Consider the following 25,337-nt stretch of genomic DNA (forward strand, 5'->3'; position numbering starts at 1 on the left):
GCTGCCTTCTCCACCACAGATAGGGCAGCTGTTGCGCCAGAGGTGAACAACGGATTGTTCGCCTCGGCACGGTGCCGGTGTCGATCTTGCGGATCTAGCCGGCGTTTGGGCCCTTTCAAGCCACGCGGCAAATGTATCACCACTGCATGCTGCGCGGCACTGGCAACTTTTAAGGATTAATGCCATGAGCCGTATCGCTTTGAACTCTGTTGAGCGGGCCAAGCGGGAAGTCTTGCCGCTCGATCTCGCGCTTTACCATGCTGCCCGGGACTATCCCGGTGGCGCCGCTGCCATCGCCGCCACCACCGGCCGCAACCCGACCACGCTGCAGCACAAGCTGTCTCCCACCCATCCCAGCCACAGCATCAACATTCAAGAATTCGGCGAGATTCTGGAGCTGACCAAGGACCGGCGCATTCTCGATGCGGTGCATGCCTTGGTAGGGGACACGATCTGGCAGGAGTTGGCCGAGGCTTACACCAATGACATGCCGGAGACGCTAACCACGGGCATTGCGGTGTATTTCCGTCAGGTTGCGGACCTGGCCGACACCTGGGCCAAGAGCATCGGCGATGGCGTGGTAAGTGATGCCGAGTTGGCCGAAATCCGCCTGCAGGTGTTTCGCGGCATACAGGGGCTGCTGGGCATGTTTAACCGCGCCAGTTACGTCAACCAGACCACTCGGGGGGCGGACCATGGCTGACCTTGCGGATTTTGCCAACGATCTGGTGCAAGAGCGCCTCGATCAAGCGCTTGCGGCGCGTCAGTTGCTGAGACCTGAGCTGGCGGCGCATTCCTTCCTCATCTGCGAAGACTGTGACGGTCCTATTCCCGAAGCGCGCCGCTTGGCGCAGCCGGGTTGCACCATGTGTGTGACCTGTCAGGAGATCGATGATGTGCGGAGGGCCCGCCATGCTTGATGAGGTCTTGGTGCAGTTCGCCGATTACGGCCTGGAGCCCGCGCAGCCGTTGGTGTTCGGCAAGCTCACCCGCTGCAAGACGGCGCAGGATAAGGGCAAGGAGAAAAACGGCTGGTACGTGGTGCATGAGCACTACACCGAGAAGGGCGAGACCCTGATCTTCGGTAGTTTTGGCGACTGGCGTTCGGGTGTGACGCAGAAGATTAAGGTCAAACCCGGGCGGATGAGTGCTGAGGAGCGTGAGGTGATGCGCGCCCGGCAGGAAGAGGCGAAACGCCGGGCGGCGGAAGTGGCGGCCAATGCGGCGCGTCGTGCGGCAAGGCGTGCCGCCGGGTTGTTCAAGCGTATGCCGGAGAAGGGCAAAAGCGCTTACCTGGACCGAAAGCAGATCGTTGGTTTCGGTGTGCGCTATGCACCGCGCTCGGGGGCGTTTCTGGTGCCCATGAGCAACGTGCGCGACCAGATTGTGGGCCTGCAGGTTATCTATCCTGAGAAGCTGCAGAACACTGGCCGCGACAAGTCCTATTGGCCTTACGGGATGTCGAAGGATGGGGCCTTTCATTTGGTCGGTCCACACCCGGAGCCGGGTGAGCCGATTCTGGTTTGTGAGGGGTACGCGACCGGCGTCAGCCTGCATATGGCGACTTCGCTGACTGTGGCCATTGCCTTTGATGCCGGCAACCTCATGCAGGTGTCCAAGGCGATGCGGGAGCGCTTTCCGGGTCGTCCGATCATTGTCTGTGGGGATGATGACTGGAAGACAACGCGTCCTAACGGAGAACCCTGGAATCCCGGCAAGGAACGAGCGGAGAACGCAGCGGCGGTGGTCGGCGGCCAGGTGGTGGCGCCGATCTTTTCCGGCGAGCGAGAGATCAAGTGGACCGACTTCAACGACCTGCATTGCGCCGAAGGTTTGGAGGCAGTGCGTCGTCAGGTGCTGGCGGTGGTCAGGCCACCCGCTGCGGGTGGCTGGCGGGATCTGTTGGCCCGCAGCGACAGTGGCATGCTAATCGCGCACATGCAGAACGTTGAACTGATCCTGAGCAATGATGAGCGCTGGGCCGGGGTGATTGGCTTCTGTTCGTTCAGCGCCAAGATCGTCAAGCTGCGGGTACCGCCCTATGGCGGCGACACCGGCGACTGGGCCGACATCGACGACATGCTGGTGATGAAGTGGCTCGCGCAGCAGTACAACCTGCGGGTCAAGGTCGGCAACGTGATCGAGGCAGTGAGCGTGGTGGCGCACTATCGAGCGTTTCACCCCGTGCGCAATTACCTGCGCGGCCTTGAGTGGGACCGCGTGCCCCGCCTCGACTCCTGGCTCACCGAGATTATGGGCGTGGAACCGACCGACTACAGCTCAAAGGTCGGTAAGCGCTGGATGGTTTCGGCGGTGGGCCGGGTGATGGCGCCGGGTTGCAAGGCGGACTCGGTGATGATTCTGGAAGGCGCCCAGGGCGCCGGTAAGTCAACGGCCATGAGTATTCTCGGCGGTTCGTGGTTTATGGACACGCCGTTTACCCTGGGCGACAAGGATGCGTTCCAGGCGATCCGGGGCAAGTGGATTATCGAGCTGGGCGAGTTGGACAGCTTCAACAAAGCCGAATCGACCAAGGCCAAACAGTTCTTCTCGGCCTCGGTGGATACCTACCGCGAGAGCTACGGTCGCAGAACCATGGATGTGCCACGCCAGTGTGTTTTCGTGGGCACCACCAACCAGGATGAATACCTCAAGGACGCCACCGGCAACCGGCGTTATTGGCCTGTGGCCTGCACCAAGGTCGACCTGGAGCAACTGCGACAGATCCGCGACCAGCTCTGGGCCGAGGCGATGTTCTGCTATCAGGCTGGCGATATCTGGTGGGTGATTCGTGATGAAGCGCCGTTGTTCGCCGAGGCGCAGGAAGAGCGCTTTGTGGTGGATGAATGGGAGGTGCCGATTCTGAAGTGGCTGGAAGAGTCGCACTTGGGGGAGACCACCACTGGCAGTCAGATCCTGTCCGAGGTTCTGAAGATCGATCCCAGTCACTGGGGGAAGCCGGAGCAGATGCGTGTGGGTGCGATCATGCATCGGCTGGGGTGGCGCAAGAGGCGTATGCCGGCACTGGCCAAGAGTGGTATACGGCCATGGGCCTATCAGAAGCCGACCAACTGGGGGCGCGGCTCTGCCTTGCAGGTGGCGTCGATGGAGGAGGAGCCTTGCTTTGATTAAGCGAATCGACGAGATGCTCAAACTCTGGGCCCAGGATCTGCACATGCCCACGACCTTGGCCATCGGCAGTGCGGGTGGCGGCAACATGATCGCCATGCTGATGGAGTGCAAAGGCGAGCTGATACGGGGCACCCGGGGCAGCCGGGTGCTGCTGGATGAATCGGCCGATATCGAGTTGATCGTCAACAAGCACCTGCCGCCCGAGCTGGCCCTGGTGGTGATGGAGCATTACTGCAATCACGACAGCTTCTTGGCCCAGAAGTACGCGCACTGTGGTTGCAGTCGTGAGACTTACTACCAGCGCCTGCACCAGGCGCATGTGTTCATCGAGGGCATGCTGATGGGGAAGGTGGCTTGACGCTTACCCTCGGTGCGCTTGTCTCTGTCCTACTGGCTCGCCTTGTCCGACCGCGTTTTAACGCAGCAGGACAAGCGCGGGCCTTGTCATTCCTGGGCTGTCCTACTGTCCAACCTCTAAGCGCGTCATGCGCACACATGAGCGCAGCGGGCACACACTACGCGCCGTGGGCGCGCACGCGTGTCTTTCAATTTCTTCTTACAGGCGAGAAAGGAAAGATAAAGGTAGGACAGTAGGGCAGAGCCTTGTATTTCGGGGCCTGTAGCTGTCCTGCCTGACTCACTATCAGTGGGACAGGCAGGACAGCGCCAAAGGCACTGAAAGCCGAAATAAAGATATTCGCCGACATTGCCTAGGCGTTCACCCGACATTCACCGGGTGGCGTTAAAACAGGGTTGCTGCCACCGGAATCCACCTGTAAAAAGTAGCCATCTTCGATAGGTGCGACCGCAGAGAGCGGCAGGCACCCACACACCAAACCCGGCCTTTGCGCCGGGTTTTTGCGTTTAAGGGGCAGGCGATGACGAACGAGCAACAAGCGCTGGCAGAGATGCCGATCTGGTTAGTGATCGTCCTGGCCCTGGTGGGCGGCGTGTCCGGGGAGATGTGGCGGGCAGACAAGGAAGGGGCGCGAGGTTGGGCATTGGTTCGGCGTCTCGCGCTGCGTTCCGGTGCCTGCATCGCCTGCGGGATGGCGGCGATGATGTTGCTGATTGGTGCAGGGGTTTCGATCTGGACGGCGGGCGCCTTCGGTTGCCTGACGGCGATGGCTGGGGCGGATGTTGCCATTGGCTTGTACGAGCGCTGGGCGGCTAGACGGATTGGAGTTTCGCAACCGCCCTCCGGCGATGGAGCGGTCTGAACGTCGCTGTGGTCCATAACCGCGGCTTTCGGGCTTGAGTTGGTAAAGGAGGATGAACTGATGCCCGCACCTGCAATGCCAACGAAGGTCATCAGCCCCTACAACTACCGGTGGCAACAAGCGCGTGAAGGTTTTCTGCGCAAGCATCCGCTGTGTAGCAATTGCGAGCGCCGCGGCATCGTCGAGGCGGCCGGTGTGGTTGACCATATCGTTCCTCACCGCGGTGACATGACCCTGTTCTGGGACCGCAACAACTGGCAGTCGCTCTGCATCCCTTGCCACAACTCCTACAAGCAGCGACTGGAGAAATCCGGGCGCGAGGTTGGCTGCGATCAGGGCGGAAAGCCCCTGGATCCGGGCCATCACTGGAATCGGTGAGCGCGCACCAAAATTGTGCAAAAAATAATCATTTTTTGGGGAGGGGGGGCAAAAAATCCTTTCCCGAAAACGTTCTAGACCGTTCGCCCCTCTCTCTGTGCAACGCCGGGAAAAATGGCAAGGGGGGGATGAAGAGGTTCGGGGGTTAAGGTCCGATTTTCAAGGAGGTTCACATGGCTGGAAACGGCAATTCAGGTCGGACGCCCAAACCGACAGTGCTGCATGTGTTGGACGGCAACAAGAGTAAGAAGAATTTCAGCGCCCTGATGGATGACCTGACATCCCCGGCGATTCCGGTTCAGGCCCCGCCGATGCCTGACTGCCTTTCTGATGGTGCGGTCGCCGAGTGGGAACGCCTGGTTCCAGACCTGCTGGTCCTGGGACTGGTGACCAAGCTCGACATGATGGCGCTCGCCAGTTACTGCGAAGCCGTCGCCGATTGGCAGGGCTTTCGTCGCCGGATTGCAGAGGTCAATGCTCAGCACGCAGGCCTGGAACAAGGCGACATCCAAACGTTCGCCACTGGAGCCAAGCAGATATCCATCTGGCGCCAGTTGGCGAACGACGCCGAGAAACGTGCCAACGCCGCCGGGGCGCAATTCGGATTCTCGCCTATGGCGCGTCGCAATCTGAAAGTCACGGCGCCACAAGGTGAGCTGTTCCCTAATGAGCCAAAAGACGCCGCCAGCAAGTACTTCAGCTGATCTGGATCGCGCCACCGAGTTCGCTCGGGCGGTCATTGCCAAGCAAATCGTTGCTGGCCCCGATGTTCGCAATGCCTGTCGCCGGCACATGCGCGACCTGCGTAGCGGGCACAAGCGTGGCTTGGTCTTCGACTTGGAGTCAGCCAATCGGGCCATTGGCTTTTTTGAGGAGGTCCTCTGCCTAAACGGCGGCGAGTATGAAGGGCTGCCCTTCACCCTGGCCCCGTGGCAAGCCTTCGTCGTGGGCAGCCTGTTTGGCTGGAAGACCGAGGACGGCTACCGGCGTTTTCGGATCGCCTACATCGAGACGGCCAAAGGCAGTGGCAAGTCGCCCTTGGCGGCGGGCATCGGTCTGTATGGGTTGGTTGCGGACGGCGAGGCCCGGGCTGAAATCTACGCTGCAGCCACGAAAAAGGATCAGGCCATGGTCCTGTTCCGTGACGCGGTGTCGATGGTCGACATGTCGCCGCACCTCAACGCTCGGCTACATCGGTCGGGTACCGGGGACAAGGTTTGGAACCTGTACTACCCGAACGCGGGGTCGTTCTTCAAACCGATCAGTGCCGACGATGGCCAATCCGGCCCGCGTCCGCACATCGGGTTGCTGGATGAGGTGCACGAGCACAAGACCGCGACGGTCATCAACATGCTGCGCGCTGGTACCAAGCACCGGAAGCAGGCGCTGATCGTGATGATCACCAACAGTGGCTCGGACAAGACCAGCGTTTGCTGGGAGCACCACGAACTGGGCTCGCGGATCTGTGCGGGCAAGGAAGAAAACGACAGTGTCTTCGCCTTCATCTGCAGCCTGGACAAGGGCGACGACCCGTTCAAGGACGAAAGCTGTTGGCCCAAGGTGAACCCAAGTCTGGAGTTTGCCCTCGACGGCCAGGTCGATGGGATCCCGGGTCGCAAGTACTTGCGTGAACAGGTCGCCGAAGCCCGCGGAATGCCCTCGAAAGAGGCGGTGGTCCGGCGACTCAATTTCTGCGAGTGGACACAGGCCTCTGCGCCCTGGATTTCATGGGACGTCTGGAGTCAGGCCGCGCAGCGGGTGCGGATGTCGGTGTTGCGTAACCGCCCTTGTGTGGGCGGACTTGACCTGTCCAGTACCACGGACTTGACGGCTTTTGTGCTGCTGTTCTTCCCCACATACGAGGATCCGCACTGGCGGATGCTGCCGTATTTCTGGATCCCGGATTTCCAGCTGGCTGATCGAGAGAAGCGCGACAAGGTGCCGTACCTGGCCTGGATCAAGGCCAAGGAGCTGGAAACAACGCCGGGCAAGGCCATCAGCAAGCTGTTTGTGCTGCGGCGGTTGCAGACCATCTGCGGCTACTTCGACGTGCGCAAGATCGCCTATGACCGCTGGCGTATCGAGGATCTCCAGCAACTGATGGATGAGCACGACATCTGCTTGCCGGAGATCGCGCCCTTTGGTCAGGGCTACAAGGACATGGGCCCCGCGGTGGACGAGTTCGAGCGGCGTCTGCTGGGCAACATCGAGCGTGCGCCACCTGTGCTTGATCCGGACGCCGAAGACGCCGAGTTGATCCGCGATGCCACGGTGGCCGATCTGGTTGAGCCACTCCGGCACGACGACAACCCGGTCATGACCTGGTGCGCGAGCAACGCTGTCATCACCGCCGACCCGGCCAACAACCGCAAGGCGGACAAGTCCAAGGCCATCGGGCGTATTGACGGCATTGTCGCCAGCATCATGGCGACGGGCATCAGTGGGTCGGTCCCTGTGGCTTCCTCGGGTAAATCCATCTACGACGAAGGAGTAAGCATTTGACTCTTATCGCATGGGCCGCGTGGCTCGCTGGCGTGCTGGGCTTTGGCCTGCTCATTGCCGGTATCGCGTTGATCCACATTCCGGCGGCGTTCATCGCGGCCGGGCTCTGCCTGCTGTTCTGGGCCTACATTGCTGATAAGGCCGCTGCGGCCTTACACAACAAACAATCCCCCGGAGGTGGCTGATCATGTTCTTCAGCAATCTACTGGGGCCCCGTGACGGGCTTACTGTCAATGACGGTGCCGGATTGTGGAGCAGCCTCATTGGCTCTGTCCGGTCTTCGGCGGGGGTGAAGGTCACCGCGGAGAGCGCGCTGGCGATTACCGTCCTGCAGAACTGCGTCACGCTGTTGGCCGAGAGTGTGGCGCAGCTGCCGCTGGAGATGTACCGGCGCATGGGGGAGGGCAAGCGTGAAGCCGCCTTGAATCATCCGCTGTATGACGTGCTGCGCTACCAGCCCAACCCCTGGCAAACGCCTTATGAATACCGGGAGTGCAGCCAGCTTGCGGTGGGTTTGCGGGGCAATGCCTATAGCTTCATCGACCGGCACGACGACGGATCGGTGAAGGGGCTCTACCCCCTGCACAACGATAAGGTCAGCGTGCTGAAAGGGGCTGACTTGATGCCGTATTACCGGATCGGAGCGCAGGATCCGGTGCCCATGCGGCTGATTCACCATGTTCGCTGGCACACCAAGAACCACTACACGGGCATGTCGCCGATTGAGCTGCATGCTGATGCTGTGGGGCTGGCCCAGGCAGTACGGCAGTACGCCGGCAAATCCTTCCAGAACGGCACGGCTGTCAGCGGTGTGATCGAGCGGCCAAAGGAGGCCGTGGCGATCAAGAGTCAGGCCGCGATTGATCACATTCTTGATCAATGGGGGAGCAAGTTCTCTGGCATCGACAACGCCAAAAAGGTCGCGATGCTTCAGGAGGGGATGACCTTCAAACCGGTGTCCATGAACAACGTCGATGCCGAGCTGCTGGGCATCCTCAAGGTGACGGGCACCGACTTGGCGCGGATCTACAAGATCCCCCCGCACATGATCAACGACCTGGAAAAGGCCAGCTACAACAGCCTGGAGCAGTTGCTGATCCAGTACGTGATCTTCGCCTTGCTGCCCTGGGTCAAGCGGCATGAGGAAGCAATGATGCGCGACTTCCTGCTGCCGGCCGAGCGCCGTGAATACTTCATTGAACACAACCTGTCTGGCCTGCTGCGCGGTGACCAGAAGAGTCGTTACGACTCCTATGCTGTGGGGCGCCAGTGGGGCTGGTTGTCGATCAACGACATCCGCCGCCTGGAAAACATGCCGCCAGTGGCCAACGGTGACAGCTACCTGCAACCGCTCAACATGACCGACGTGGCCCACGGGCTGCCGAATCTGCACAACCCCGACGTCCGTGCCCAGCTTGAACAGCAGCGCGACGACATAGTGAGGATGCTTGCCGCATGAAACAACATCTGCGCGCCGCCAGTCTGCTGTTCAATCAGCCGCTGTTGATTACCCCGGACATGCTTGATCTGGCTGTCCGCTGGGCCAACCAAACCATGAGCCTGAATATCGTCAACCTCAACCTGTCCGGAGCTGGAGCAGATCCGGGGCCGAAGCTAGGGTTCTACGACGATGACGACGGGCCGAGTCCTGCCGAGCGGCTTGAAGAGCAGCGGCGCTCCGCTGTTGCTCAGACCGGCGTGGAGGTGATTCCGGTTCACGGCTTTCTGGTCAGTCGCGCCAATCACCTGAACGTGTGCGAAACCATGACCAGCTACGACGGGCTGAGCGCCTCAATCAAGCAGGCAGTTGCCGACCCTATGGTCGAGCGCATCGTGCTGGACATCGACAGCCCTGGCGGCAGTGCGGTGGGCTGTTTCGAGTTGGCCGCTGATATCCGCGCTGCCAGCTTGATCAAACCCATCACGGGCCTGGTCAACTTCTCGGCGTACTCGGCGGCCTATTTCATTGCGGCGGCTTGCACCGAGGTGGTGGTGAGCCAGACCTCGGGGGTGGGTTCGATTGGCGTGATTGCCAGCCACATGGACCGCTCCCGAATGCTTGAAGGGGCTGGGGTGAAAGTGACCACGGTTTATGCCGGCGCCCACAAGAACGACCTGAACCCCAACGAGCCGCTGAGCGAGCAGTCGTTGGCGTTTCTCAATGCCGTCGTGCAGGAAAACTATCAACTGTTTACGGGGGCGGTTGCTCAGTACCGCAACCTCGACGTGGCCCAGGTTATTGCCACTGAGGCCGCCTGCTATTGGGGGCAGGCCGCTGTCGAGGTCGGGCTTGCGGACCGGCTGGAGTCGCCGCAGATGGCGGTGGATGGCATCGCCCGTGCGGTTGCGCTCAGCCGTGCCCAGCGCTCGCCCGTCGCCCAAGCGCGGCAACGCATCGCCGTACAGGCCGCGGCTTTTGCAATCCAAGCCCAGGCTTGAGTCTCACTCACTCTGACCGCGTTCGCGGCAGTGATACCCAACCGCCAATCGGCGGTTTTTTATTGCCCAGGAGGCAACAGCATGTCCTTAGTCACACAACTGCGTAGCGAACGCGCCCGGCTCAACGGCGAGATTCAGGCGCTGGCCAAGATCGAAGCCGATGGTGGTTCGCTGTCTGTCGAGCAGCTTGCTCAGTTCACTCAGCTCGGGGCCGAATTCAATGCCCTGGGCGACAAGATCGCTCGCGCCGAGTCGGCCGAACGTGCCGCCGCGGCCAGTGCGACTCCGGTCGAGGAGGGGGCTCAAGGCATCAACGGCCCGCCCCGTGTCGCTGGCCCCTATGCAGCCAAGCCTGTCCCTGGGGCCAACATGGCGCAAATGGTGCGGGTACTGGCCGCCACTCGGGGCGATCAGCACGCCGCGGCCAAGATGGCTCACGACTCCGGAATGAACCCCGAAATTGCTATGGCCCTCAGCACTGTGACTCCGGGGGCTGGCGGTGTACTGGTGCCGCAGGGCTTCTCCAGCGAGGTGATCGAACTGCTGCGACCGAAGTCGGTGGTGCGCAGCATGGGCGCGGTTTCGCTACCGCTGCAGAACGGCAGCCTGACTATTCCGCGCATCAAGGGCGGGGCAATCGTCGGCTATATCGGCAGTGAAGAGGACATGCCCGCCACCGGCATGCAGTTCGATGACCTCAAGCTGTCGGCGAAAAAGCTGGCCGCGTTGGTGCCCATCAGCAACGACCTGTTGAGCTACTCGGGCGTAAACCCGAATGTGGATCGTCTGGTGGTGAACGACCTGACCAGCGCCGTGGGCCTGGCCGAGGATCTCTCTTTCCTGCGAGGTGCTGGCACCGGCAACCTGCCCAAAGGGCTGCGGTTCTGGGCGCCTGCTTTCAACGTGTTTGATGCACCCACTGATCAGACCGTCGCTGCGGTCGAGCTGGCGCTTTCTGCCCTGATCCTGCGTCTGGAAAACGCCAACTCCAACATGCTGGCGCCGGGGTTTGTGATGGCGCCTCGTACCAAGCGCTGGCTGTCGGCGCTGCGTGTAGGTGACGACGGCAAGGGCGCCAAAGCCTATCCGGAGCTGGAAGAAGGCAAGCTCAAGGGCTTCCCGGTGGCGACTACCACGCAAGTGCCGATCAATCTGGGGGCTGGTGGTGATGAGTCGGAAATCCATTTTGCTGATTTCGCCGACTGCTTCATTGGTGAGGATGACGCGATGGTCATCGACTTCAGCAAGGAGGCTACCTACAAGGATGCCGGCGGCAACTTGGTGAGCGCCTTCCAGCGGGATCAGACCCTGGTGCGTGTGATTGCCAAGCACGACTTCGGCCCGCGCCATATCGAGTCGGTGGCGGTCATGACCAAGGTCAAATGGGGCAGCACCCTTTAACCCTCTCGGCCCGGCGTGCCGGGCCAACCCTTTTCCCGATTCGAGGTTCAGCTCATGTCCGTTGCAGCATTAATCATCGTGTTGTTCATCAAAGCTTGGCGCGGCTACGCCCCAGGCGAAATTGCCGGCTTCAATGAAGAGACTGCCGAGGGGCTGATTCAGGGCGGTTTTGCAGAGGAATATACCGGCGCGGAGGGTCGGTCGCCCGCAGCCAGTGGCAAGTCTTCTACTCGGGCCAAAGCCCCGGCGAAGTCCAAGCCTCAGACCAAGGACAAGCTTGAAGGCGCTCCTGACTCAGCAGCCCCCGGTACAGAGTCTGGTAATGAGGGGGCAGGCGGGGCTGACAACGCTGGCGATGCTGATCCTGAGAAGGATGAGTCTGCCGACGATGAGAAGCCCTAGTCATGGCCCTGCTGATCAGCTACACCGGGCCGGAGCCGCTGACGTATGACGATGTGGTCGCTCAGTGCCGGCTGGATCCCGACGACGATGACACCGCCGAGCGTGATCTGATCGAACGGATTGTTATCCCTGCGGCCCGTGGACTGGCAGAGGAGGCAACCGGTGCAGCGATCCGCAAGGGGCAGTATCGTGAACATCTGCCGAAAGTCCCCGCAGGCAGTGCTTTTGCTGCCACCAAGGGCCAGGCTTTCGAGTTGCAGAGCATTGCCCTTGGTGCCACGGCGGGGGCGGCGTTGCTTGATCCTGCTGCGGCCTACCTGGTCAACGGCGGTAAGGAGTCGTTTGTTTACACCCAGCAGGGCCTGCCGTGGCGGGATGTGGTGGGTAGCTGCCCTCAGGGATTGATGGTCACCTATCAGGCGGGCATCGAGATAGAGGACCACCCCTCTGTTCGGCACTATCTACTCCTGGCCGCCGCCTGGGCTTACCGGCATCGCGAGTTGCTGGTACTTGGGCAAACCCTCAACGAGTTGCCAGACCGTTACCTGTTGACCTTGCTGGCGGGTATCACCGTTCCGCCGAGGATCTGATATGGCCTTACGCGAACCTGGTGCGGGAGAGCTGAATCGGCGGGTGCGCGTCCGTCGCCGGTCGGATTTGCCCGCCGACAATATTGGACTCGACTCTGTTTTCTCCGAAAGCAAATGGCGCTGGGCGATGATCGTTCCGGCAGGAACGGGTGTGTATGTCGATGGCATCCAGACCGACAATAAATTCACCCACTGGATAACCCTGCGGTTCCTGAAGGGGGTCACCAGTGACCATGAGGTAGTACACGGCAGCACCCTCTACCGGGTCAAGCGCAGTGCCGATATGAACGGCAGCCATCGCTTTACGCTGCTGCAGGTGGAGGAGCTGGGCGAGGCTCAGGCAGGAGGCAACATCTATGTCTAACTCTGCCTCGGTCGAGGGCTACCTGCACTTCGAAGGCTTCGACAACTTCCTGCGTGATGCCTTCGACAAGAAGGCGATCCGCGCCGGGATGCGCAAGGCTGGCCGCTTGGTCACCCAACGAGCGCAGATGAACCTCGCCCTAGGAAAGGGCCAGGAAGGCTACCCGGTCAATCGTACCGGGGCGACCTTGGAGTCGATTGCTTTCAAGGTGTCTCGCTCGGGCTTTCTGGTGAAGATCGCACCCCGGAAAACTGCGGCCATGGCTGAGTTTTACCCAGCCTACCTGCACTACGGGGTGAAGCGCGGCAGGCGCCTGGGCAAGCTGGCGCCAGGGAAGGGCAAAGGAAAGTCCAACCGGCGAGCCGCTGGTACACGTGCGGCCGCTATAGCTGAACGTGCGGCGGGGGAGTGGCGTATCAAGCCGCGTGACAACTACATGGCTGATGCGCTGCAGGACTCGAGTTCTGATGTGAGGGGGATTCTCAGTGCGGCGTTCGCTAGCGCCTTGCGCTGAAAGCGGGTGATGCCTGCTCCGAAGATGCGCTACGATCCGCGGTCCATTGGAAGGAGGTCAAAAGGAATGATCGGTCGTTTAGTAGTGTGCGCTCTTCTGGCTATGCAAGTGTTGCCTGCATTCGCGGCCAAGGATGAGGTTGAGTATCTGATCCCGGAGGACTGGGATTCAAAAAAGGATGAGGCTAAGCCTGTCGGCGGCTTGCCACTGACTTCGAAGGAACTTGAGTCTGGCATGAGGAAGAGATTCAAGGAGGTTCCGCAATGTTCAGGCGTTGCGTTTGGTAAGGCCCAAGCTATGAAGAATGGTGAGGTGATTTACCAAACCTTGAGCTTGAAGGGGGCCCAGCTGGAGATGTTTGTTGAAATCAACAGTGCTGGAAAGGTAGGTAATGCCAAGTTCCTGGGTAGCAAGGGAGCAAAGGACGATCCCGAACTTCGTCTTATGATGTGCTCGACCTACGCGGTCATGCGGACTTTGCAGCCTGACCTTGAGTCGTCAGAAGCTGCGCTGAAAAGCTCTTCTCGTGCGTGGACCTTGTCGAAGCAAAAGCCATTTGAGATGGCCTTCTATTTCAACAAGATCAAAACCCAGTACGTGCCCTTTGAGATGAACGTCTACTGAAGTTTGCTGCTCGGTTGAAAAGGAAATCCAGCGGACTCTGGGTTTCTTTGGCTTCTAGATTCTGGAGAGATATCGGTGTTACAGACGTTGTGGGTCTTGCTCAATTGGGAAGCGTGGGGGGAGTCACTTGTAATAGCTTCTATCCCATTTATTCTATTTGTCTGGGTTGGGGCTCTGGTCACAATGCTGGTCATTCGTTTCCGTGGCCGCATTCCTATCTTTTGGGCAAATCTGTTGGCGGGCGGAGTTGCGGGTGTGGCAGCTACGCTGGTTTGTATGATGGCGGCACCTTATGCGCTTGATTATAAGGCTTACCGCGAAGGCGTTCGGCAGTTGGAGGCTCAGGAGCGCTTACAGCGACAACGGGAGTCGCCAGATGGTAATGCGCAGCCTGTTGAGTTGGCAGGAGGGATGGCAGGACTGGAGTCAATGAAGATTTTTATGGCACTGGTTTCATACCGAGCTAATTCCAAACAGCCCCAAGAGAGTGACCAGCAACCTGAAGATAAGGAATTCTTACAGACTCAAAAAACATCGCAGACTGTTGACGTTCAATCTGTAAGCAATCCTGAGAATGCTTTAGGAGAGGTTTCAGATTCTTCAGGACGGCGATAACAGTTTTTTAAAAGAGCCTCGCACAAGCGGGGCTTTTTTATGCGCGGAGTTTACCCCTAATGAAATTAAACCCTGTTGTTGCCCAGTTGCGGGCGACCTGTCCGACCTTTGCCCAAAGGGTCACGGGCGGTATTGATTGGGATGCCGTGGCAGAAAGCGCGAAGTTGGATTTGCCTGCCGCCTACGTGATCGCATCCGCCGATGCGGCAGACGATAACCAGGCACAGAACACAGTGCTTCAGCGAATCACGGACCAGTTCGCTGTTGTTGTCGTTCTTGAGGCCACGGACGAACGAGGGCAGGAAGCCAACGACCTGTTGCACGACATCAGGGCCGAGTTGTGGCGTTCGCTGATTGGCTGGAAGCCGGCGCCCGAGTACACGCCCCTGGAGTATGGCAAGGGCGCCTTGCTCCACATCAGCCGCGCTCGGGTCGTGTATCAGATGACCTTCGTCGCGGCCTTCCAGCTTGGCCGCAATCTATCCCATGAGCCTGCCGAAACCTGGGCCGAGCTGGCGGCGGATGGCCTGGTGCCGTTTGAGGGGGCGAATTTCAATATGGACTGCATCGATCCGGCGGATCCCAACCTGCGCCAGCCCGGCCCGGATGGGCGCATTGAAGTCAAATTTTCAGGAGACGCAACACCATGACCCAGCGCATCACAGTGGTACCGGCCCCGGGCCGTGCAGTGCCTGACCCAGAAGCCGGCGATCTGTTGCCGGCTGAGGGGCGGGAAGTTCCGGATAACGCTTGGTGGCGCCGTCGCCTGTTGGATGACGACGTGACGCTCAAGCCAACCAAACCCGCCAAGGCTGTCGCCGCGGCGACTCAAGAGGGGCCGAAGTAATGGCTATCGGATTCAGCAACATCCCCGCGGATATCCGCGTTCCGCTGTTCTATGCGGAAATGGACAACTCCACAGCAAACACTGCCGCCTCGGCCATGCGCCGCTTGATCGTCGCCCAGGTGAACGACAACGCCCCCAGCGAAGGTGCCGGCAAGCTGGTGCTGGTGCCCAGCGTGGCATTGGCGAAAAGCATCGGCGGCCAAGGGTCGATGCTCGCCGCGATGTACGACACCTGGCGCAAGGCAGATCCCATTGGCGAGATCTGGTGTTTGCCGCTGCTGAGCACTGAGGGGGTCAAGGCAGCGGCCAAGGTCACTCTGTCCGGCACTGCCACCGAGGCCGGTCTGTTGAGCCTGTATGTAGGCGGTGTTCGTGTTCAGTCCACCGTCACAGCGGCAGCAACTGCCGCGGTGGCTGCCTCGGCACTCGCGGTAAAAATCAACGCAGCCGCCGATCTACCAGTGACTGCCAGCGCTGCTGGCGGCGTTGTGACGCTCACTTGTAAATGGTCGGGTGAGAGCGGCAACGACATCAGCATCGTCCTGAACCGCCTGGGCAAGACCAATGGCGAATTTACCCCGGCGGGGTTGACCGTTGAGCTGACCCAGATGCTGGGTGGCGCGGGCGTTCCGGATCAGGTAGACGCCATTGCCGCGTTGGGTGATGAGCCCTTCGAATTTATCTGCGTGCCTTGGTCCGATACCACCACGCTGAATCAGTGGCAGGCGGTCATGGATGACAACGTGGGGCGCTGGAGCTGGGCCAAGCAGTTGTTCGGTCATGTGTACAGCGCGAAGCGGGGCACCGTCGGTACCCTGGTGGCCGCCGGTCAGGCGCGCAACGATCAGCACATCACCATCCAGGCCCTGGAAAACGGTGTGCCGCAGCCGGTGTGGGTCCAGGCCGCGGCCCTGGCGGCACGGACGTCAGTCTTCATTTCCGCCGATGCCAGCCGCCCCACGCAAAGCGGGTCGCTGCCGGGTTTGGATCCGGCCCCGGCCAGTGAGCGTTTCACCCTCACTGAGCGTCAGTCGCTGCTGAGCTACGGGATCGCTACGGCGTACTACGAGGGGGGCTATGTGCGCATTCAGCGCTCAATCACCACCTACCAGAAGAACGCCTACGGCCAGGCGGATAACTCCTACCTGGACAGTGAAACCATGCATCAGTCGGCGTTCATCATCCGCCGGATGCAAAGCGTGATCACCAGTAAATATGGGCGCCACAAGCTGGCGAACGACGGCACCCAGTTTGGCGCCGGCCAGCCGATTGTCACGCCGAGCACTATTCGCGGTGAGCTGATTGCCCAGTACGCCAAGCTGGAGCTGGAAGGGCACGTGGAAAACGCCGAGCTGTTTGCCGAACACCTGGTGGTCGAGCGTGATTCGCGTGACCCGAGCCGCGTGAACGTCCTGTTCCCGCCGGACTACATCAACGGTCTGCGTATCTTCGCGCTGCTCAATCAGTTCCGCCTGCAGTACGACGCTGCGGCGTAACGCAGCCATTGCACCTACAGCCCGCCATGAGCGGGCTTTTTCATTCGGGAGAAGACCATGGGTCAATTAGTAGCGGGTACCGTCTACGTCAAAGTCGATGGTGCACAGCTAACTGTCACCGGTGGGGCGGAAGCCCCGTTGATGGCGGTGAAGCGTGAGACGGTCGTGCCGGGGTTCTATAAGGAAGAAGACTTGCCGGCCTACCTGAAGGTGACTGCCGTTCTGGCGCCGGACTTGGACTTCAAGAAGATCGCCAACGGACGTGACATGACAGTCACCAGCGAGTTCAAGAACGGCAAGGTGTACGTGCTGGCGGGGGCCTATCTGGTCGGTGAGCCCTCCTACAAGGGCGATGACGGTACCGCCGAATTTGAATTCAACGGCATCAAGGGGACCTGGCAATGAGTCAAGCAATCAAGCTGCAGGCGCCGATTGAGGCGCACGGTGAAACGCTGGCCGAGCTGACCCTGCGCCGCCCGACGGTGCAGGAGGTGCGGGCCATCAAGGCGCTGCCCTACAAGATCGACAAAAGCGAAGAGGTCGGCCTCGACATGGATATCGCCGCCAAATACATCGCGGTGTGCGCAGGTATTCCACCTTCGTCGGTCAACCAGTTGGATCTGGTTGATCTGAACGCTTTGAGCTGGGCGGTGGCCAGTTTTTTCATGACTGCGGCGTCCACGCCATCGACGACCTGATCGCGCTGGCCTACGACCTGGCCTGGTTCTGGAAGATCGACCCCGAACAGATGATGGCCAGGCCCCTGGATCTCATTCTTGAATCGCTGAGCCACGCCCAGCGGATAAACCAAACCCAGCAGGTGCAGTGATGGCGGACAAGTTCCAGCTCAAGGCGTTGATCACGGGCGTTGACAAGCTGTCGCCAACGCTCACCGGGATCCGCAAGAATGTCGCGGGCTTTCGCAAACAGATGGAAAGCTCCGGCCTGGGCAAGATTGACTTTCAGGACTTGTTGCAGGGTGGCGCTTTCGCTGCCCCTTTTATCGCAGGCGCCAGGGCTGCGATCAAGCTTGAGTCAGCTATGGCCGACGTCAACAAGGTTGTTGACTTCGATACACCTGAGCAGTTCAAGCAGATGACTAAGGATGTGCTTGACCTGTCTGAACAGTTGCCAATGGCTGCTGATGGTATCGCTGCCATTGTTGCTGCAGGTGGTCAGTCGAAGATCCCGCGTGCGGAACTGATGGCGTTCGCGGCCGATGCCGTGAAGATGGGGATCGCGTTTGATCAAACCGCTGAGCAATCGGGCGAGATGATGGCTAAGTGGCGAGCCGCCTTCAAGATGAACCAGACCGAGGTTGTTGCTCTGGCGGATCAGGTTAACTACCTGGGCAATACTGGTGCCAAGGCAAGTACGGTCGCCAATATTGTTACCTCTGTCGGTGCGTTGGGTGGTGTTGCCGGTTTAGCCGCTGGGCAAGTTGCGGCTATGGCGGCGACGCTCGACAAGGTAGGTGTATCTCAGGACGTTGCTGGTACAGGCTTGCAGAACTTCATGTTGACTTTGACGGCCGGAGCGGCTGCGACAAAGCAACAGCAGCAAGCGTTTAAGGCGTTGCGGCTTGATACCAAGGCACTTGCCAAAGGTATGCAGAAAGATGCACAGGGCACTATCGAAGACGTTCTGGACCGCATTGCCAAGGTCGATCCTTCAAAGCAGGCGGGCCTACTTACTCAACTGTTCGGTAAAGAGTCGATTCGGCCGATCTCTCAGTTGCTCACCAGTCTCGACATTCTCAAGGTCAACTTTGCTGCCGTCGGGGATTCGAAGATCTATGCGAAATCGATGGAGCAGGAGTTCAAGACAAGGGCGGCGACTACTGAAAACGCGCTCATTCAGTTGCAGAACCGCGCTACCCGGTTGGGTATTGAGATCGGTGGCGCGTTGGTGCCGCCGCTCAACGATACTTTGAAAGTGATAGGCCCGCTGATTTCCCAGGTGTCCGCCCTGGCGGCGGAACATCCCGAGGTGATCAAGGGCGTTCTCGGGGCGGGTATTGCCTTTGGTGTCCTTCGCTTGGCGGTGTTGGCCAGTACGGTCGCTATGAAGGTCTTTGGTGCCGTTACGTCCATGTCTCCCGTGGGACTGATCGTGAGGGGGATTGCGTTGGCAGCGGGGTTGTTGATCGCCAATTGGTCCACCGTCGGGCCGTATTTCCAGGCGCTGTGGGAAAAGATCAAAGGCCCGGCCATGGTGTTGTGGGGCTGGTTTAAACAAGCCTTCGCCTTCACTCCGCTTGGCTTGGTGATCGAAAACTGGGGGCCGCTGACCGAGTTCTTCAAGGCCATCTGGGGTGTGTTGGTTGCGATCTCGGGCCCGGCCTGGGATCTCATAAAGCACATGTTCGACTGGTCCCCGTTGGGGATCATCATCAAGAACTGGGAGCCGATCACCGCTTGGTTCAAGGGGTTGTGGGAAAAAATCAAACCCATCATTGAGCCGATCCTGAACTTCATGGGCGCCGGGGAGGGTGGCGACGGAATCATCAAGACCGCGACCGATAAGGCCAACGCCTTCGCTGAGGAACAGCGCAAGCGCAATGCCGGGGAGGGCGGCGGTACCGGTGACTTCCTACGCTCGGACGCTGCGAAGGTCATGCAAGAGCGGCAATCGTTCTTGAACAAGACCCAGGGCGGGGCCAGTGCCGGCGATCTGTTGCGGGCGCCGGGCCAGGTTCCGCCGCCGGGTAGCCTGCTGCAGCAGACTGCCGCAGCCAACGCCCAAAGCCTGAAGGGCCAGATCGATATCAACCTCAACGGCGCGCCGCCCGGATCCACTGTCGAAGAGTCGAAGAGCAACCAGCGCGGCCTGAACATCAAGCCGAACGTTGGGCGGCGTACTGTCGGCGCAGAGAGGTAGCAGAATGGAAAGGACATGGCGCGACGAACTGCTGCCGGCGTCATTCAGGGGCATCAGCTTTCTGGTTGACCGGGCCGCGGTGCCGGTGGGCATGAAAGGCCAGCTGCATGAATTCCCCCAGCGGGATGATCCGTACTTTGAGCAGTTGGGCCGGCAGTCGCAGGTTCACGCCCTGACGGTGTGGATCATCGGTGACGACTGTTTCGAGCGGCGTGACAAGTTTCTTGAGGCAGTCCAGACCCGGGGCGCTGGCGAGCTGGTGCACCCCTGGCTCGGGCGAATGCAGGTCAAGGCCGGCGAATGTGAGATGAACCACAGCCGGCGCGAGGGCGGCCTGGTCGCCTTCGACGTGGTGTTTTATCCGGATAAGCCGCTGCAATTCCCGGTGGCCCGGGTCAACACCCAGCAGCAGGTGGTCAAGTCGTCGGAAGGTCTGCTGGATTCCGCGCTGGCCCGGTACAAAGCGGCGATGGCGAAGGTTGACCAGGCCCGCCTGGGCATCATCGGTTTGCGCAATAGCTTGTCGAGCGTCTACAGCGTGATTCAGCAGCAGTTCGCGCCGCTGGTGGGTCTGTTCACGAACCTCAGTGGCTTTGTGCAGTCGCTGATCAACTCGCCCGGTGCGCTGGGGGCGCTGTTCTCCAGCTACTTCAGCGACTTCACCGGCCTGGACTTCTCAAGCCCTGGATCCAGTTATCGCGGTTCCATTGCTTCCGCGACGCAGCACAGCGAGGCGGTGACGGGTATCAACACGGTGAGCCAGGCCGCAGGGGCTGACACGAACGCTGCCGCACAGGCTACGGCTGACCTGGTGCAGGATGCGCTGCTGGTACAGGTGGCGCTGATCGTCAGCGAGATGCCGGTGGCGAGTCAGCCGGTATCGAACGACTCCACCCCATCGGTTGATCAGCAGGCTGTGCAGCCAGTTGAACGGCCCGAGGTGCCCGTGGCGGATGATGTCATTGAGCTGCGGGACAGCCTGAGCGAGGCGATCTATGAAGCCTCCCTCAAGGCGGACCCGCAGCACTATCAGGCCCTGACCAACCTACGCCAGACGCTGGTGAAGCACCTGACCGCCGTAGCCCACTCTGGCGTGCGCCTGGTGGAGATCACCCCCGCCGAAGCGCTGCCGGCCCTGGTGCTGGCTTATCGGCGCTTCGGCGACGCCACGCGGGCGGGGGAGGTGGTGCAGCGCAACCGCATTCAACACCCCGGCTTTGTGCCGCCGGTCCCGCTCAAGATCGCTCGGGAGTAACCCATGCTCGATACACAGAACGTCGTCAGCCTCACGGTTGACGGTGTGGATTACAGCGGCTGGAAATCAGTGGAGATCTCGGCAGGGCTGGAGCGCCAGGCCCGGGACTTCAACCTGGGTATTACCTGGAAGTGGGGCGATCAGAAGATCGAGGTGCCGATCAAACAGGGTGCAAAGTGTCAGGTGAGCATCGGTGATGACCTGGTGCTAACCGGCTGGGTGTTCGGTACGCCGATCAGCTATGACGACAAGCAGATCACTCGGTCGGTCACCGGGCGGTCGCTGCCGGCGGATCTGGTGGACTGCGCCGCGGTGAACAAGCCGGGGCAGTGGAATAGCCAGGGCGTGCTGTCGATCGTCAAGGCGCTGGCCGCGCCCTACAAGATCGCCGTGCGCAGCGAGATCCCTGAAAGCTCAAAGCTGTCTGACCACACCGTCGAGCCCGGCGAGTCGGCGTTTGAGTCCATTGACCGGCTGTTGACGCTGTTCCGGGTGTTCTCTACGGATGATGCCCGCGGTATGGCGGTGCTCGCGAAACCGGGCAGCGAGGGGCGGGCCTTCGATGCGTTGGCTGTAGGGGGGAACATCAAAGCCGGTGATGCTCCGCTCGACTTCTCCGGGGTGTACTCGGAGTACCAGGTGCTGGGGCAAAAGACCGGTACCGACGAAGAGTTCGGTGAAGCAGCGGCGGAAGTGTCGGCCAAGGTTACGGACGAGCGAACGACCCGACGGCGCGTGAAGATCATTCAGGAGTCTGGACAGGTCACCCAGGAGCTGGCCCAGGCCCGGGCCAACTGGGAGCGCAGCACGCGGATGGGCAAGGCGCTTTCCGCTACCTACACGGTGCAGGGCTGGCGGCAATCGAACGGCCAGCTGTGGAAGCACAACATGATCGTCCGTGTTTTGGATCCGATCATTGGCTTCGACCGCGACATGCTGATCGCCGAGATCACCTACAGCCTGAGCGACCAGGGTATGACCACGAAAATGTTGGTTGGCCCGCCGGATGGTTTCGAGCCCGAGCCGGACGACTCCCACAAGAACCGCAAGCTGAAAAAGGGCGGCAAGGGCGACAACTTCGAATACCTGATTCCCGCTGACTATGAGCCTAAAAAATGAGCCTGATGAAGATGCTTGCCCGCGGCACGGTGGTACTGGCCGACGCGGCGAAGAAGCTGCAAACCCTGCAGGTGCGGCTGACGGCTGGAGAGGTGAAGGACAAGGTTGAACACTTCGAACCCTATGGCCTCACCAGTAACCCACTGGCGGGGGCTGAAGTGTTGACCGCGTTCCTCGGTGGGGATCGGTCCCATGGGGTGGTACTGGTGGCTTCAGATCGCCGGTACCGCGTGCAGGAGTTGAAGTCCGGCGAGGTCGCGATCTACAGCGACGAAGGCGACAAGGTGCACCTCAAGCGCGGACGGGTGATCGAGGTTGTCACCGAGACGCTGAACATCACCGCCAGTAGCGCCGTGAACATCGATACACCGCTGCTCACGCAGACAGGGAAGATCGTTTCACAGGGTGACCAGATTGCCGGTGGGGTCAGCCAGATCAATCACGTTCACGGCGGCGTCATGCCGGGCCCGGGCCAGACAGCTGTGCCTGTTCCAGGGGGCTGACGATGATCATATCGGGAACCCTTGAAACCTCGCTTGTTCGGGCTGTGGTGATCAGCCTGTTTACCTGGCGTCGCGCCGCGACAGATGACCCGATTGACGATGACGAGCGCTTCGGCTGGTGGGGCGACAGCTTCCCGGCGGTGGTCGATGACCGGATCGGCTCTCGCCTCTGGCTGTTACGCCGGGTGAAGCTCACCCGAGAAACCCAGCTCGATGCCGAGTTCTATGCTCGGGAGGCCCTGCAATGGCTGCTCGACGATGGCGAGGTCATTCGCATCGAGATCCGCAGCGAACGGGTCACGGACAGCCGCCTGAACGTCGGTGTGATTCTTACCATCTCCACGGGCGAGCGCCTGGAGATCCACCCAACAGAGCTATGGCAGGTGATTTATGCCGTTTGAAACCCCCACGCTTCCCGTGCTGGTCAATCGCACGCAAAGCGACCTGGCCGGCGATGCGTTGCGGCGCTCCGATGCTCAGGTGTTAGCCCGAACGCTGAGCGGTGCTGCCTTCGGCCTGTACGGTTACCTGGGCTGGATCGCCGAGCAGATTCTGCCGGACACGGCTGAAGTCGAAACGCTGGAGCGGATCGCCTCCCTTCGCCTCAATCAGCCAAGGAAAGCTGCCCAGCCGGCCCAAGGTATGGCCAGTTTTACCGCAGCTGCAGGTGCTGTGCTGGACGCTGACACTGTATTGCAAGCCAGTGATGGCCGGGCCTACCGCGTCACTGCAGGAGTAACCACGGTTGCCGGAACCAACACCGCAGCGCTTGAAGCGGTGGACGCTGGAGCGCTGGGCAACGCTGACGCAGGTCTGGTACTGAGCCTCGTTCAGCCGGTCCAGGGGGTAGCGGACTCGTTCACCGTCCTAGCTCCCGGCCTGCTGGGCGGTGTGGCCCAGGAAAGCGTTGAGTCATTGCGGGCCCGGGTCATTCAGTCCTATCGCGTGATACCTCATGGCGGCTCAGCGGATGACTATGAAACCTGGGCCTTGGAGTGCCCCGGAATTACCCGGGCCTGGACCCGGCGGCTGTATCTGGGGCCGGGCACCGTGGCGGTGTTTGTGATGCGCGATGACGATGCCGATTCTGTGCCAACGGTTGAACAGCTGGCGGAGGTGAAGCAGTACATCGAACCCCGGCGACCGGTAACGGCTGAGGTGTATGTCTTGGCCCCCACGCGCAAATCGGTTGTGTACAGCGTCCGGCTGAACCCGGATACCTCTACAGTTCGGGCGGCAGTCGAGGCGCAATTGCGTGATCTGCATGCGCGAGAGGCGGCCCTGGGTGAGCCCCTTTTGCTGACTCACATCGCCGAGGCCATCAGTGGATCCGCTGGTGAGCGGGACCACCAACTGGTGGCGCCGGTTGCTGATGTGGCGGCAGAACCTAACGAGCTGCTGACGTATGGGGGCTGCCTATGGCTGGCTTAAGAACAGCGGACCAATACCGGGCTCAGTTGAGGGCGCTGCTCCCAGCGGGGCCGGCCTGGGAGCCTGAGCGCGTCCCTGAGTTGGCGTCAGTGCTGACTGGCTTGTCGCAGGAGCTGGCGCGCATCGAAGCCCGGGCCTTCGCCTTGCTGAATGAGATGGATGCCGGTGGCGTGAATGAGCTGGTGCCGGACTGGGAGCGCGTCATGGGGCTGCCAGATCCTTGCATTGGGCTTGAACCGGTATTTGAGGACCGCCGTCTGGCGGTGCGTCAACGGCTGACGGCTGTCGGCGGGCAATCCTGTGGCTACTTCATCGAGATCGCGGTGCGCCTCGGCTACCCCGAGGCCACCATCACGGAACGCCGGGCGCCGCGGTTTGGTCGCTCCCGATTTGGCGCAGCCCACTTCGGTACCTGGTCCGCGCAGTTTATGTGGACGCTCAACACGGGCCCGCGCCGCCGCCTGGGTCGGCGCTTCGGTGCCAGCTACTGGGGCGAACGGTTCGGGGTCAACCCGAGCGGCGCCTTGGAGTGCGTGATTCGTCGCAGCGCCCCGGCGCATGCACTGGAAACAATCAATTATGGGGTGGGTGTGTAGATGGACTATCCGAAAAGCGTACCTAACGTTGGCCTGGTCAATGGCAAGTTTGTTGACGAGAACACTACCACCGGGCAAGTCGGCTCTCTGATTCCGGCGGCTTGGGGGAATGCGGTTACTTCTGAAATCCTTAATGTTCTAAGTGCAGCCTCAATAGAGCCCGATGAACAAAGCACTGATCAGTTATCTGAAGCGATTACTAAAATTATTGCTGGGAGCGGTGTTACAAAAGAAGACCTCAATAAAAAAGCAGACAAGGCAACTACACTCGGCGGCTACGGTATTACGGATGGTGCTAGTAGGACTTATGTAGATGACCTTGCGCGCCAGTTATTGCCCAAGGCGGGCGGTGTGGTTTCAGGCCCTATATATCTTAATAATGGGACCAATGACTCCCCTGAGTTTGCCATGAAAACGCCAGAGGTTGAAGTTTTTATGGATGTTGCAAACAGGTGGTTCAGGGTGTTTGCAAATTATAATGGTGTTACGACTTTTCCTATGGTTGTTAATGTCCCAGAAAAGGTTGTTTATTTTTTCGATAATGCCGCATGGCACTCCGGGAATTTTAACCCTGCGACCAAGGCAGATGCAGCTCTGGTTAACCAAGCCACGGAGAATAGTCGGGGAACCGCAAAGGTTGCTTCACAAGGTGCGGTAAATTCTGGGGTTGACGGTGAGTCGTTTGTTACTCCAAAAACGCTTGCGGGGGGCTTTAGAATTCTGCTCGCCAATAATGGATATATAGTTTTCCCATGGTGGCTTGGAGGTTTCGTTGTTCAGTGGGCGTCGGGTGTGAATGCGGCAGTGAGCGGCGGCGGATTAACTTCACAAGATATACAGTTTCCTATTCCATTTCCCAATGCTGTTTTGGGTGGGCTCGTTACTAGCAAGTACATATCTGGGGTGACGACTGTCTCTTATGAATCGGCATCAGGGCTTAATAATTCAAAAGTTGGTGTGACGGTGGCAAATCCTGTTTCAAGTGGTTCCGGTGTCAGTCAACCGCGTGTGTACTTTTTTGGTTATTGA

At 60.2% G+C, this 25,337-nt stretch carries 31 protein-coding genes; all 31 read left to right on the forward strand.

Annotated features, from left to right (window positions below):
- Nucleotides 1–184: 184 nt before the first annotated feature.
- Nucleotides 185–703 carry a phage regulatory CII family protein gene (locus M2395_RS03385; protein ID WP_047287319.1) on the forward strand — a complete coding sequence of 173 codons (519 nt, stop codon included), beginning with the start codon at nt 185–187 and terminating at the stop codon, nt 701–703.
- The gene (locus tag M2395_RS03390; protein WP_053152235.1) at nt 696–920 is read left to right on the forward strand and encodes a TraR/DksA family transcriptional regulator; all 225 of its coding nucleotides are present in this window, start codon (nt 696–698) and stop codon (nt 918–920) included. Before M2395_RS03385 ends, M2395_RS03390 begins: the two co-directional genes overlap by 8 nt.
- Entirely contained in the window at nt 913–3,132 is a 2,220-nt protein-coding gene (locus tag M2395_RS03395) for a VapE domain-containing protein (RefSeq protein ID WP_123430618.1), read from the forward strand. The genes M2395_RS03390 and M2395_RS03395 overlap by 8 nt, the downstream gene beginning before the upstream one ends.
- A complete protein-coding gene (locus tag M2395_RS03400; protein ID WP_110722775.1) occupies nt 3,125–3,490 on the forward strand; it encodes a hypothetical protein in 366 nt (121 codons plus the stop codon). Before M2395_RS03395 ends, M2395_RS03400 begins: the two co-directional genes overlap by 8 nt.
- A 520-nt stretch (nt 3,491–4,010) precedes the next feature.
- A complete protein-coding gene (locus tag M2395_RS03405) occupies nt 4,011–4,352 on the forward strand; it encodes a phage holin family protein (RefSeq protein WP_123430619.1) in 342 nt (113 codons plus the stop codon).
- Nucleotides 4,353–4,412: 60 nt separating this feature from the next.
- On the forward strand, nt 4,413–4,730 hold the full coding sequence (locus M2395_RS03410) for an HNH endonuclease (RefSeq protein ID WP_185057776.1): 318 nt from the start codon (nt 4,413–4,415) through the stop codon (nt 4,728–4,730).
- 173 nt (nt 4,731–4,903) lie between these two features.
- Complete coding sequence (locus M2395_RS03415) at nt 4,904–5,434, forward strand: P27 family phage terminase small subunit (RefSeq protein WP_102879058.1); 531 nt, start codon at nt 4,904–4,906, stop codon at nt 5,432–5,434.
- Nucleotides 5,397–7,232, forward strand: coding sequence for a terminase large subunit (locus tag M2395_RS03420; RefSeq protein ID WP_123430621.1), 1,836 nt, complete (start codon nt 5,397–5,399; stop codon nt 7,230–7,232). Before M2395_RS03415 ends, M2395_RS03420 begins: the two co-directional genes overlap by 38 nt.
- The gene (locus tag M2395_RS03425) at nt 7,229–7,417 is read left to right on the forward strand and encodes a hypothetical protein (protein WP_123430622.1); all 189 of its coding nucleotides are present in this window, start codon (nt 7,229–7,231) and stop codon (nt 7,415–7,417) included. Before M2395_RS03420 ends, M2395_RS03425 begins: the two co-directional genes overlap by 4 nt.
- Nucleotides 7,418–7,419: 2 nt before the next feature.
- Nucleotides 7,420–8,691 (forward strand): phage portal protein, encoded by a 1,272-nt coding sequence (locus M2395_RS03430; protein ID WP_123430623.1) that lies wholly within the window; start codon nt 7,420–7,422, stop codon nt 8,689–8,691.
- A complete protein-coding gene (locus tag M2395_RS03435; RefSeq protein ID WP_123430624.1) occupies nt 8,688–9,671 on the forward strand; it encodes a S49 family peptidase in 984 nt (327 codons plus the stop codon). The genes M2395_RS03430 and M2395_RS03435 overlap by 4 nt, the downstream gene beginning before the upstream one ends.
- 81 nt (nt 9,672–9,752) lie before the next feature.
- Nucleotides 9,753–11,072, forward strand: coding sequence for a phage major capsid protein (locus M2395_RS03440; RefSeq protein ID WP_093403692.1), 1,320 nt, complete (start codon nt 9,753–9,755; stop codon nt 11,070–11,072).
- Nucleotides 11,073–11,126: 54 nt separating this feature from the next.
- Nucleotides 11,127–11,474 (forward strand): hypothetical protein, encoded by a 348-nt coding sequence (locus tag M2395_RS03445; protein WP_093403690.1) that lies wholly within the window; start codon nt 11,127–11,129, stop codon nt 11,472–11,474.
- Nucleotides 11,475–11,476: 2 nt separating this feature from the next.
- On the forward strand, nt 11,477–12,064 hold the full coding sequence (locus M2395_RS03450) for a hypothetical protein (protein ID WP_093403688.1): 588 nt from the start codon (nt 11,477–11,479) through the stop codon (nt 12,062–12,064).
- Between the two features lies 1 nt (nt 12,065).
- Nucleotides 12,066–12,428: a head-tail adaptor protein gene (locus tag M2395_RS03455; RefSeq protein WP_093403686.1), complete on the forward strand. Its 363-nt coding sequence runs from the start codon at nt 12,066–12,068 to the stop codon at nt 12,426–12,428.
- Nucleotides 12,421–12,942, forward strand: a complete 522-nt coding sequence (locus tag M2395_RS03460) for a hypothetical protein (RefSeq protein WP_123430625.1) — start codon at nt 12,421–12,423, stop codon at nt 12,940–12,942. The genes M2395_RS03455 and M2395_RS03460 overlap by 8 nt, the downstream gene beginning before the upstream one ends.
- Before the next feature lie 66 nt (nt 12,943–13,008).
- On the forward strand, nt 13,009–13,566 hold the full coding sequence (locus M2395_RS03465; RefSeq protein ID WP_123430626.1) for a hypothetical protein: 558 nt from the start codon (nt 13,009–13,011) through the stop codon (nt 13,564–13,566).
- Nucleotides 13,567–13,641: 75 nt separating this feature from the next.
- Nucleotides 13,642–14,181, forward strand: a complete 540-nt coding sequence (locus M2395_RS03470) for a hypothetical protein (RefSeq protein WP_148057350.1) — start codon at nt 13,642–13,644, stop codon at nt 14,179–14,181.
- 59 nt (nt 14,182–14,240) lie between these two features.
- Nucleotides 14,241–14,831, forward strand: a complete 591-nt coding sequence (locus M2395_RS03475) for a hypothetical protein (RefSeq protein WP_123430627.1) — start codon at nt 14,241–14,243, stop codon at nt 14,829–14,831.
- Nucleotides 14,828–15,028, forward strand: a complete 201-nt coding sequence (locus M2395_RS03480) for a DUF2635 domain-containing protein (protein ID WP_123430628.1) — start codon at nt 14,828–14,830, stop codon at nt 15,026–15,028. The genes M2395_RS03475 and M2395_RS03480 overlap by 4 nt, the downstream gene beginning before the upstream one ends.
- A complete protein-coding gene (locus tag M2395_RS03485) occupies nt 15,028–16,524 on the forward strand; it encodes a phage tail sheath subtilisin-like domain-containing protein (protein WP_123430629.1) in 1,497 nt (498 codons plus the stop codon). Before M2395_RS03480 ends, M2395_RS03485 begins: the two co-directional genes overlap by 1 nt.
- A gap of 57 nt (nt 16,525–16,581) precedes the next feature.
- Nucleotides 16,582–16,929, forward strand: a complete 348-nt coding sequence (locus M2395_RS03490) for a phage tail tube protein (protein WP_123430630.1) — start codon at nt 16,582–16,584, stop codon at nt 16,927–16,929.
- Nucleotides 16,926–17,222, forward strand: coding sequence for a phage tail assembly protein (locus M2395_RS03495; protein WP_123430631.1), 297 nt, complete (start codon nt 16,926–16,928; stop codon nt 17,220–17,222). Before M2395_RS03490 ends, M2395_RS03495 begins: the two co-directional genes overlap by 4 nt.
- 130 nt (nt 17,223–17,352) lie before the next feature.
- Nucleotides 17,353–19,404: a phage tail tape measure protein gene (locus M2395_RS03500; protein WP_123430632.1), complete on the forward strand. Its 2,052-nt coding sequence runs from the start codon at nt 17,353–17,355 to the stop codon at nt 19,402–19,404.
- Nucleotides 19,405–19,408: 4 nt separating this feature from the next.
- A complete protein-coding gene (locus M2395_RS03505) occupies nt 19,409–20,659 on the forward strand; it encodes a DNA circularization protein (RefSeq protein ID WP_123430633.1) in 1,251 nt (416 codons plus the stop codon).
- A gap of 3 nt (nt 20,660–20,662) precedes the next feature.
- Complete coding sequence (locus M2395_RS03510) at nt 20,663–21,778, forward strand: phage baseplate assembly protein (protein ID WP_123430634.1); 1,116 nt, start codon at nt 20,663–20,665, stop codon at nt 21,776–21,778.
- Nucleotides 21,775–22,281 carry a phage baseplate assembly protein V gene (locus tag M2395_RS03515; RefSeq protein WP_123430635.1) on the forward strand — a complete coding sequence of 169 codons (507 nt, stop codon included), beginning with the start codon at nt 21,775–21,777 and terminating at the stop codon, nt 22,279–22,281. The genes M2395_RS03510 and M2395_RS03515 overlap by 4 nt, the downstream gene beginning before the upstream one ends.
- Nucleotides 22,282–22,283: 2 nt before the next feature.
- The gene (locus M2395_RS03520) at nt 22,284–22,682 is read left to right on the forward strand and encodes a phage GP46 family protein (protein WP_123430636.1); all 399 of its coding nucleotides are present in this window, start codon (nt 22,284–22,286) and stop codon (nt 22,680–22,682) included.
- Nucleotides 22,672–23,712 (forward strand): baseplate J/gp47 family protein, encoded by a 1,041-nt coding sequence (locus M2395_RS03525; RefSeq protein WP_123430637.1) that lies wholly within the window; start codon nt 22,672–22,674, stop codon nt 23,710–23,712. The genes M2395_RS03520 and M2395_RS03525 overlap by 11 nt, the downstream gene beginning before the upstream one ends.
- Entirely contained in the window at nt 23,700–24,308 is a 609-nt protein-coding gene (locus tag M2395_RS03530) for a YmfQ family protein (protein ID WP_123430638.1), read from the forward strand. The genes M2395_RS03525 and M2395_RS03530 overlap by 13 nt, the downstream gene beginning before the upstream one ends.
- On the forward strand, nt 24,309–25,337 hold the full coding sequence (locus M2395_RS03535; RefSeq protein WP_123430639.1) for a hypothetical protein: 1,029 nt from the start codon (nt 24,309–24,311) through the stop codon (nt 25,335–25,337).

Source organism: Pseudomonas sp. BIGb0176 (genome assembly GCF_024810175.1).
Lineage (GTDB): Bacteria > Pseudomonadota > Gammaproteobacteria > Pseudomonadales > Pseudomonadaceae > Aquipseudomonas > Aquipseudomonas protegens.

Excerpts from the sequence above, each read along its gene's own strand:
- M2395_RS03385 (WP_047287319.1), top strand. The coding sequence starts at position 185 with ATGAGCCGTATCGCTTTGAACTCTGTTGAGCGGGCCAAGCGGGAAGTC.
- M2395_RS03390 (WP_053152235.1), top strand. The coding sequence starts at position 696 with ATGGCTGACCTTGCGGATTTTGCCAACGATCTGGTGCAAGAGCGCCTC.
- M2395_RS03395 (WP_123430618.1), top strand. The coding sequence starts at position 913 with ATGCTTGATGAGGTCTTGGTGCAGTTCGCCGATTACGGCCTGGAGCCC.
- M2395_RS03405 (WP_123430619.1), top strand. The coding sequence starts at position 4,011 with ATGACGAACGAGCAACAAGCGCTGGCAGAGATGCCGATCTGGTTAGTG.
- M2395_RS03410 (WP_185057776.1), top strand. The coding sequence starts at position 4,413 with ATGCCCGCACCTGCAATGCCAACGAAGGTCATCAGCCCCTACAACTAC.
- M2395_RS03415 (WP_102879058.1), top strand. The coding sequence starts at position 4,904 with ATGGCTGGAAACGGCAATTCAGGTCGGACGCCCAAACCGACAGTGCTG.
- M2395_RS03420 (WP_123430621.1), top strand. The coding sequence starts at position 5,397 with ATGAGCCAAAAGACGCCGCCAGCAAGTACTTCAGCTGATCTGGATCGC.
- M2395_RS03430 (WP_123430623.1), top strand. The coding sequence starts at position 7,420 with ATGTTCTTCAGCAATCTACTGGGGCCCCGTGACGGGCTTACTGTCAAT.
- M2395_RS03435 (WP_123430624.1), top strand. The coding sequence starts at position 8,688 with ATGAAACAACATCTGCGCGCCGCCAGTCTGCTGTTCAATCAGCCGCTG.
- M2395_RS03440 (WP_093403692.1), top strand. The coding sequence starts at position 9,753 with ATGTCCTTAGTCACACAACTGCGTAGCGAACGCGCCCGGCTCAACGGC.
- M2395_RS03445 (WP_093403690.1), top strand. The coding sequence starts at position 11,127 with ATGTCCGTTGCAGCATTAATCATCGTGTTGTTCATCAAAGCTTGGCGC.
- M2395_RS03450 (WP_093403688.1), top strand. The coding sequence starts at position 11,477 with ATGGCCCTGCTGATCAGCTACACCGGGCCGGAGCCGCTGACGTATGAC.
- M2395_RS03455 (WP_093403686.1), top strand. The coding sequence starts at position 12,066 with ATGGCCTTACGCGAACCTGGTGCGGGAGAGCTGAATCGGCGGGTGCGC.
- M2395_RS03460 (WP_123430625.1), top strand. The coding sequence starts at position 12,421 with ATGTCTAACTCTGCCTCGGTCGAGGGCTACCTGCACTTCGAAGGCTTC.
- M2395_RS03465 (WP_123430626.1), top strand. The coding sequence starts at position 13,009 with ATGATCGGTCGTTTAGTAGTGTGCGCTCTTCTGGCTATGCAAGTGTTG.
- M2395_RS03475 (WP_123430627.1), top strand. The coding sequence starts at position 14,241 with ATGAAATTAAACCCTGTTGTTGCCCAGTTGCGGGCGACCTGTCCGACC.
- M2395_RS03480 (WP_123430628.1), top strand. The coding sequence starts at position 14,828 with ATGACCCAGCGCATCACAGTGGTACCGGCCCCGGGCCGTGCAGTGCCT.
- M2395_RS03485 (WP_123430629.1), top strand. The coding sequence starts at position 15,028 with ATGGCTATCGGATTCAGCAACATCCCCGCGGATATCCGCGTTCCGCTG.
- M2395_RS03490 (WP_123430630.1), top strand. The coding sequence starts at position 16,582 with ATGGGTCAATTAGTAGCGGGTACCGTCTACGTCAAAGTCGATGGTGCA.
- M2395_RS03495 (WP_123430631.1), top strand. The coding sequence starts at position 16,926 with ATGAGTCAAGCAATCAAGCTGCAGGCGCCGATTGAGGCGCACGGTGAA.
- M2395_RS03500 (WP_123430632.1), top strand. The coding sequence starts at position 17,353 with ATGGCGGACAAGTTCCAGCTCAAGGCGTTGATCACGGGCGTTGACAAG.
- M2395_RS03505 (WP_123430633.1), top strand. The coding sequence starts at position 19,409 with ATGGAAAGGACATGGCGCGACGAACTGCTGCCGGCGTCATTCAGGGGC.
- M2395_RS03510 (WP_123430634.1), top strand. The coding sequence starts at position 20,663 with ATGCTCGATACACAGAACGTCGTCAGCCTCACGGTTGACGGTGTGGAT.
- M2395_RS03515 (WP_123430635.1), top strand. The coding sequence starts at position 21,775 with ATGAGCCTGATGAAGATGCTTGCCCGCGGCACGGTGGTACTGGCCGAC.
- M2395_RS03520 (WP_123430636.1), top strand. The coding sequence starts at position 22,284 with ATGATCATATCGGGAACCCTTGAAACCTCGCTTGTTCGGGCTGTGGTG.
- M2395_RS03525 (WP_123430637.1), top strand. The coding sequence starts at position 22,672 with ATGCCGTTTGAAACCCCCACGCTTCCCGTGCTGGTCAATCGCACGCAA.
- M2395_RS03530 (WP_123430638.1), top strand. The coding sequence starts at position 23,700 with ATGGCTGGCTTAAGAACAGCGGACCAATACCGGGCTCAGTTGAGGGCG.
- M2395_RS03535 (WP_123430639.1), top strand. The coding sequence starts at position 24,309 with ATGGACTATCCGAAAAGCGTACCTAACGTTGGCCTGGTCAATGGCAAG.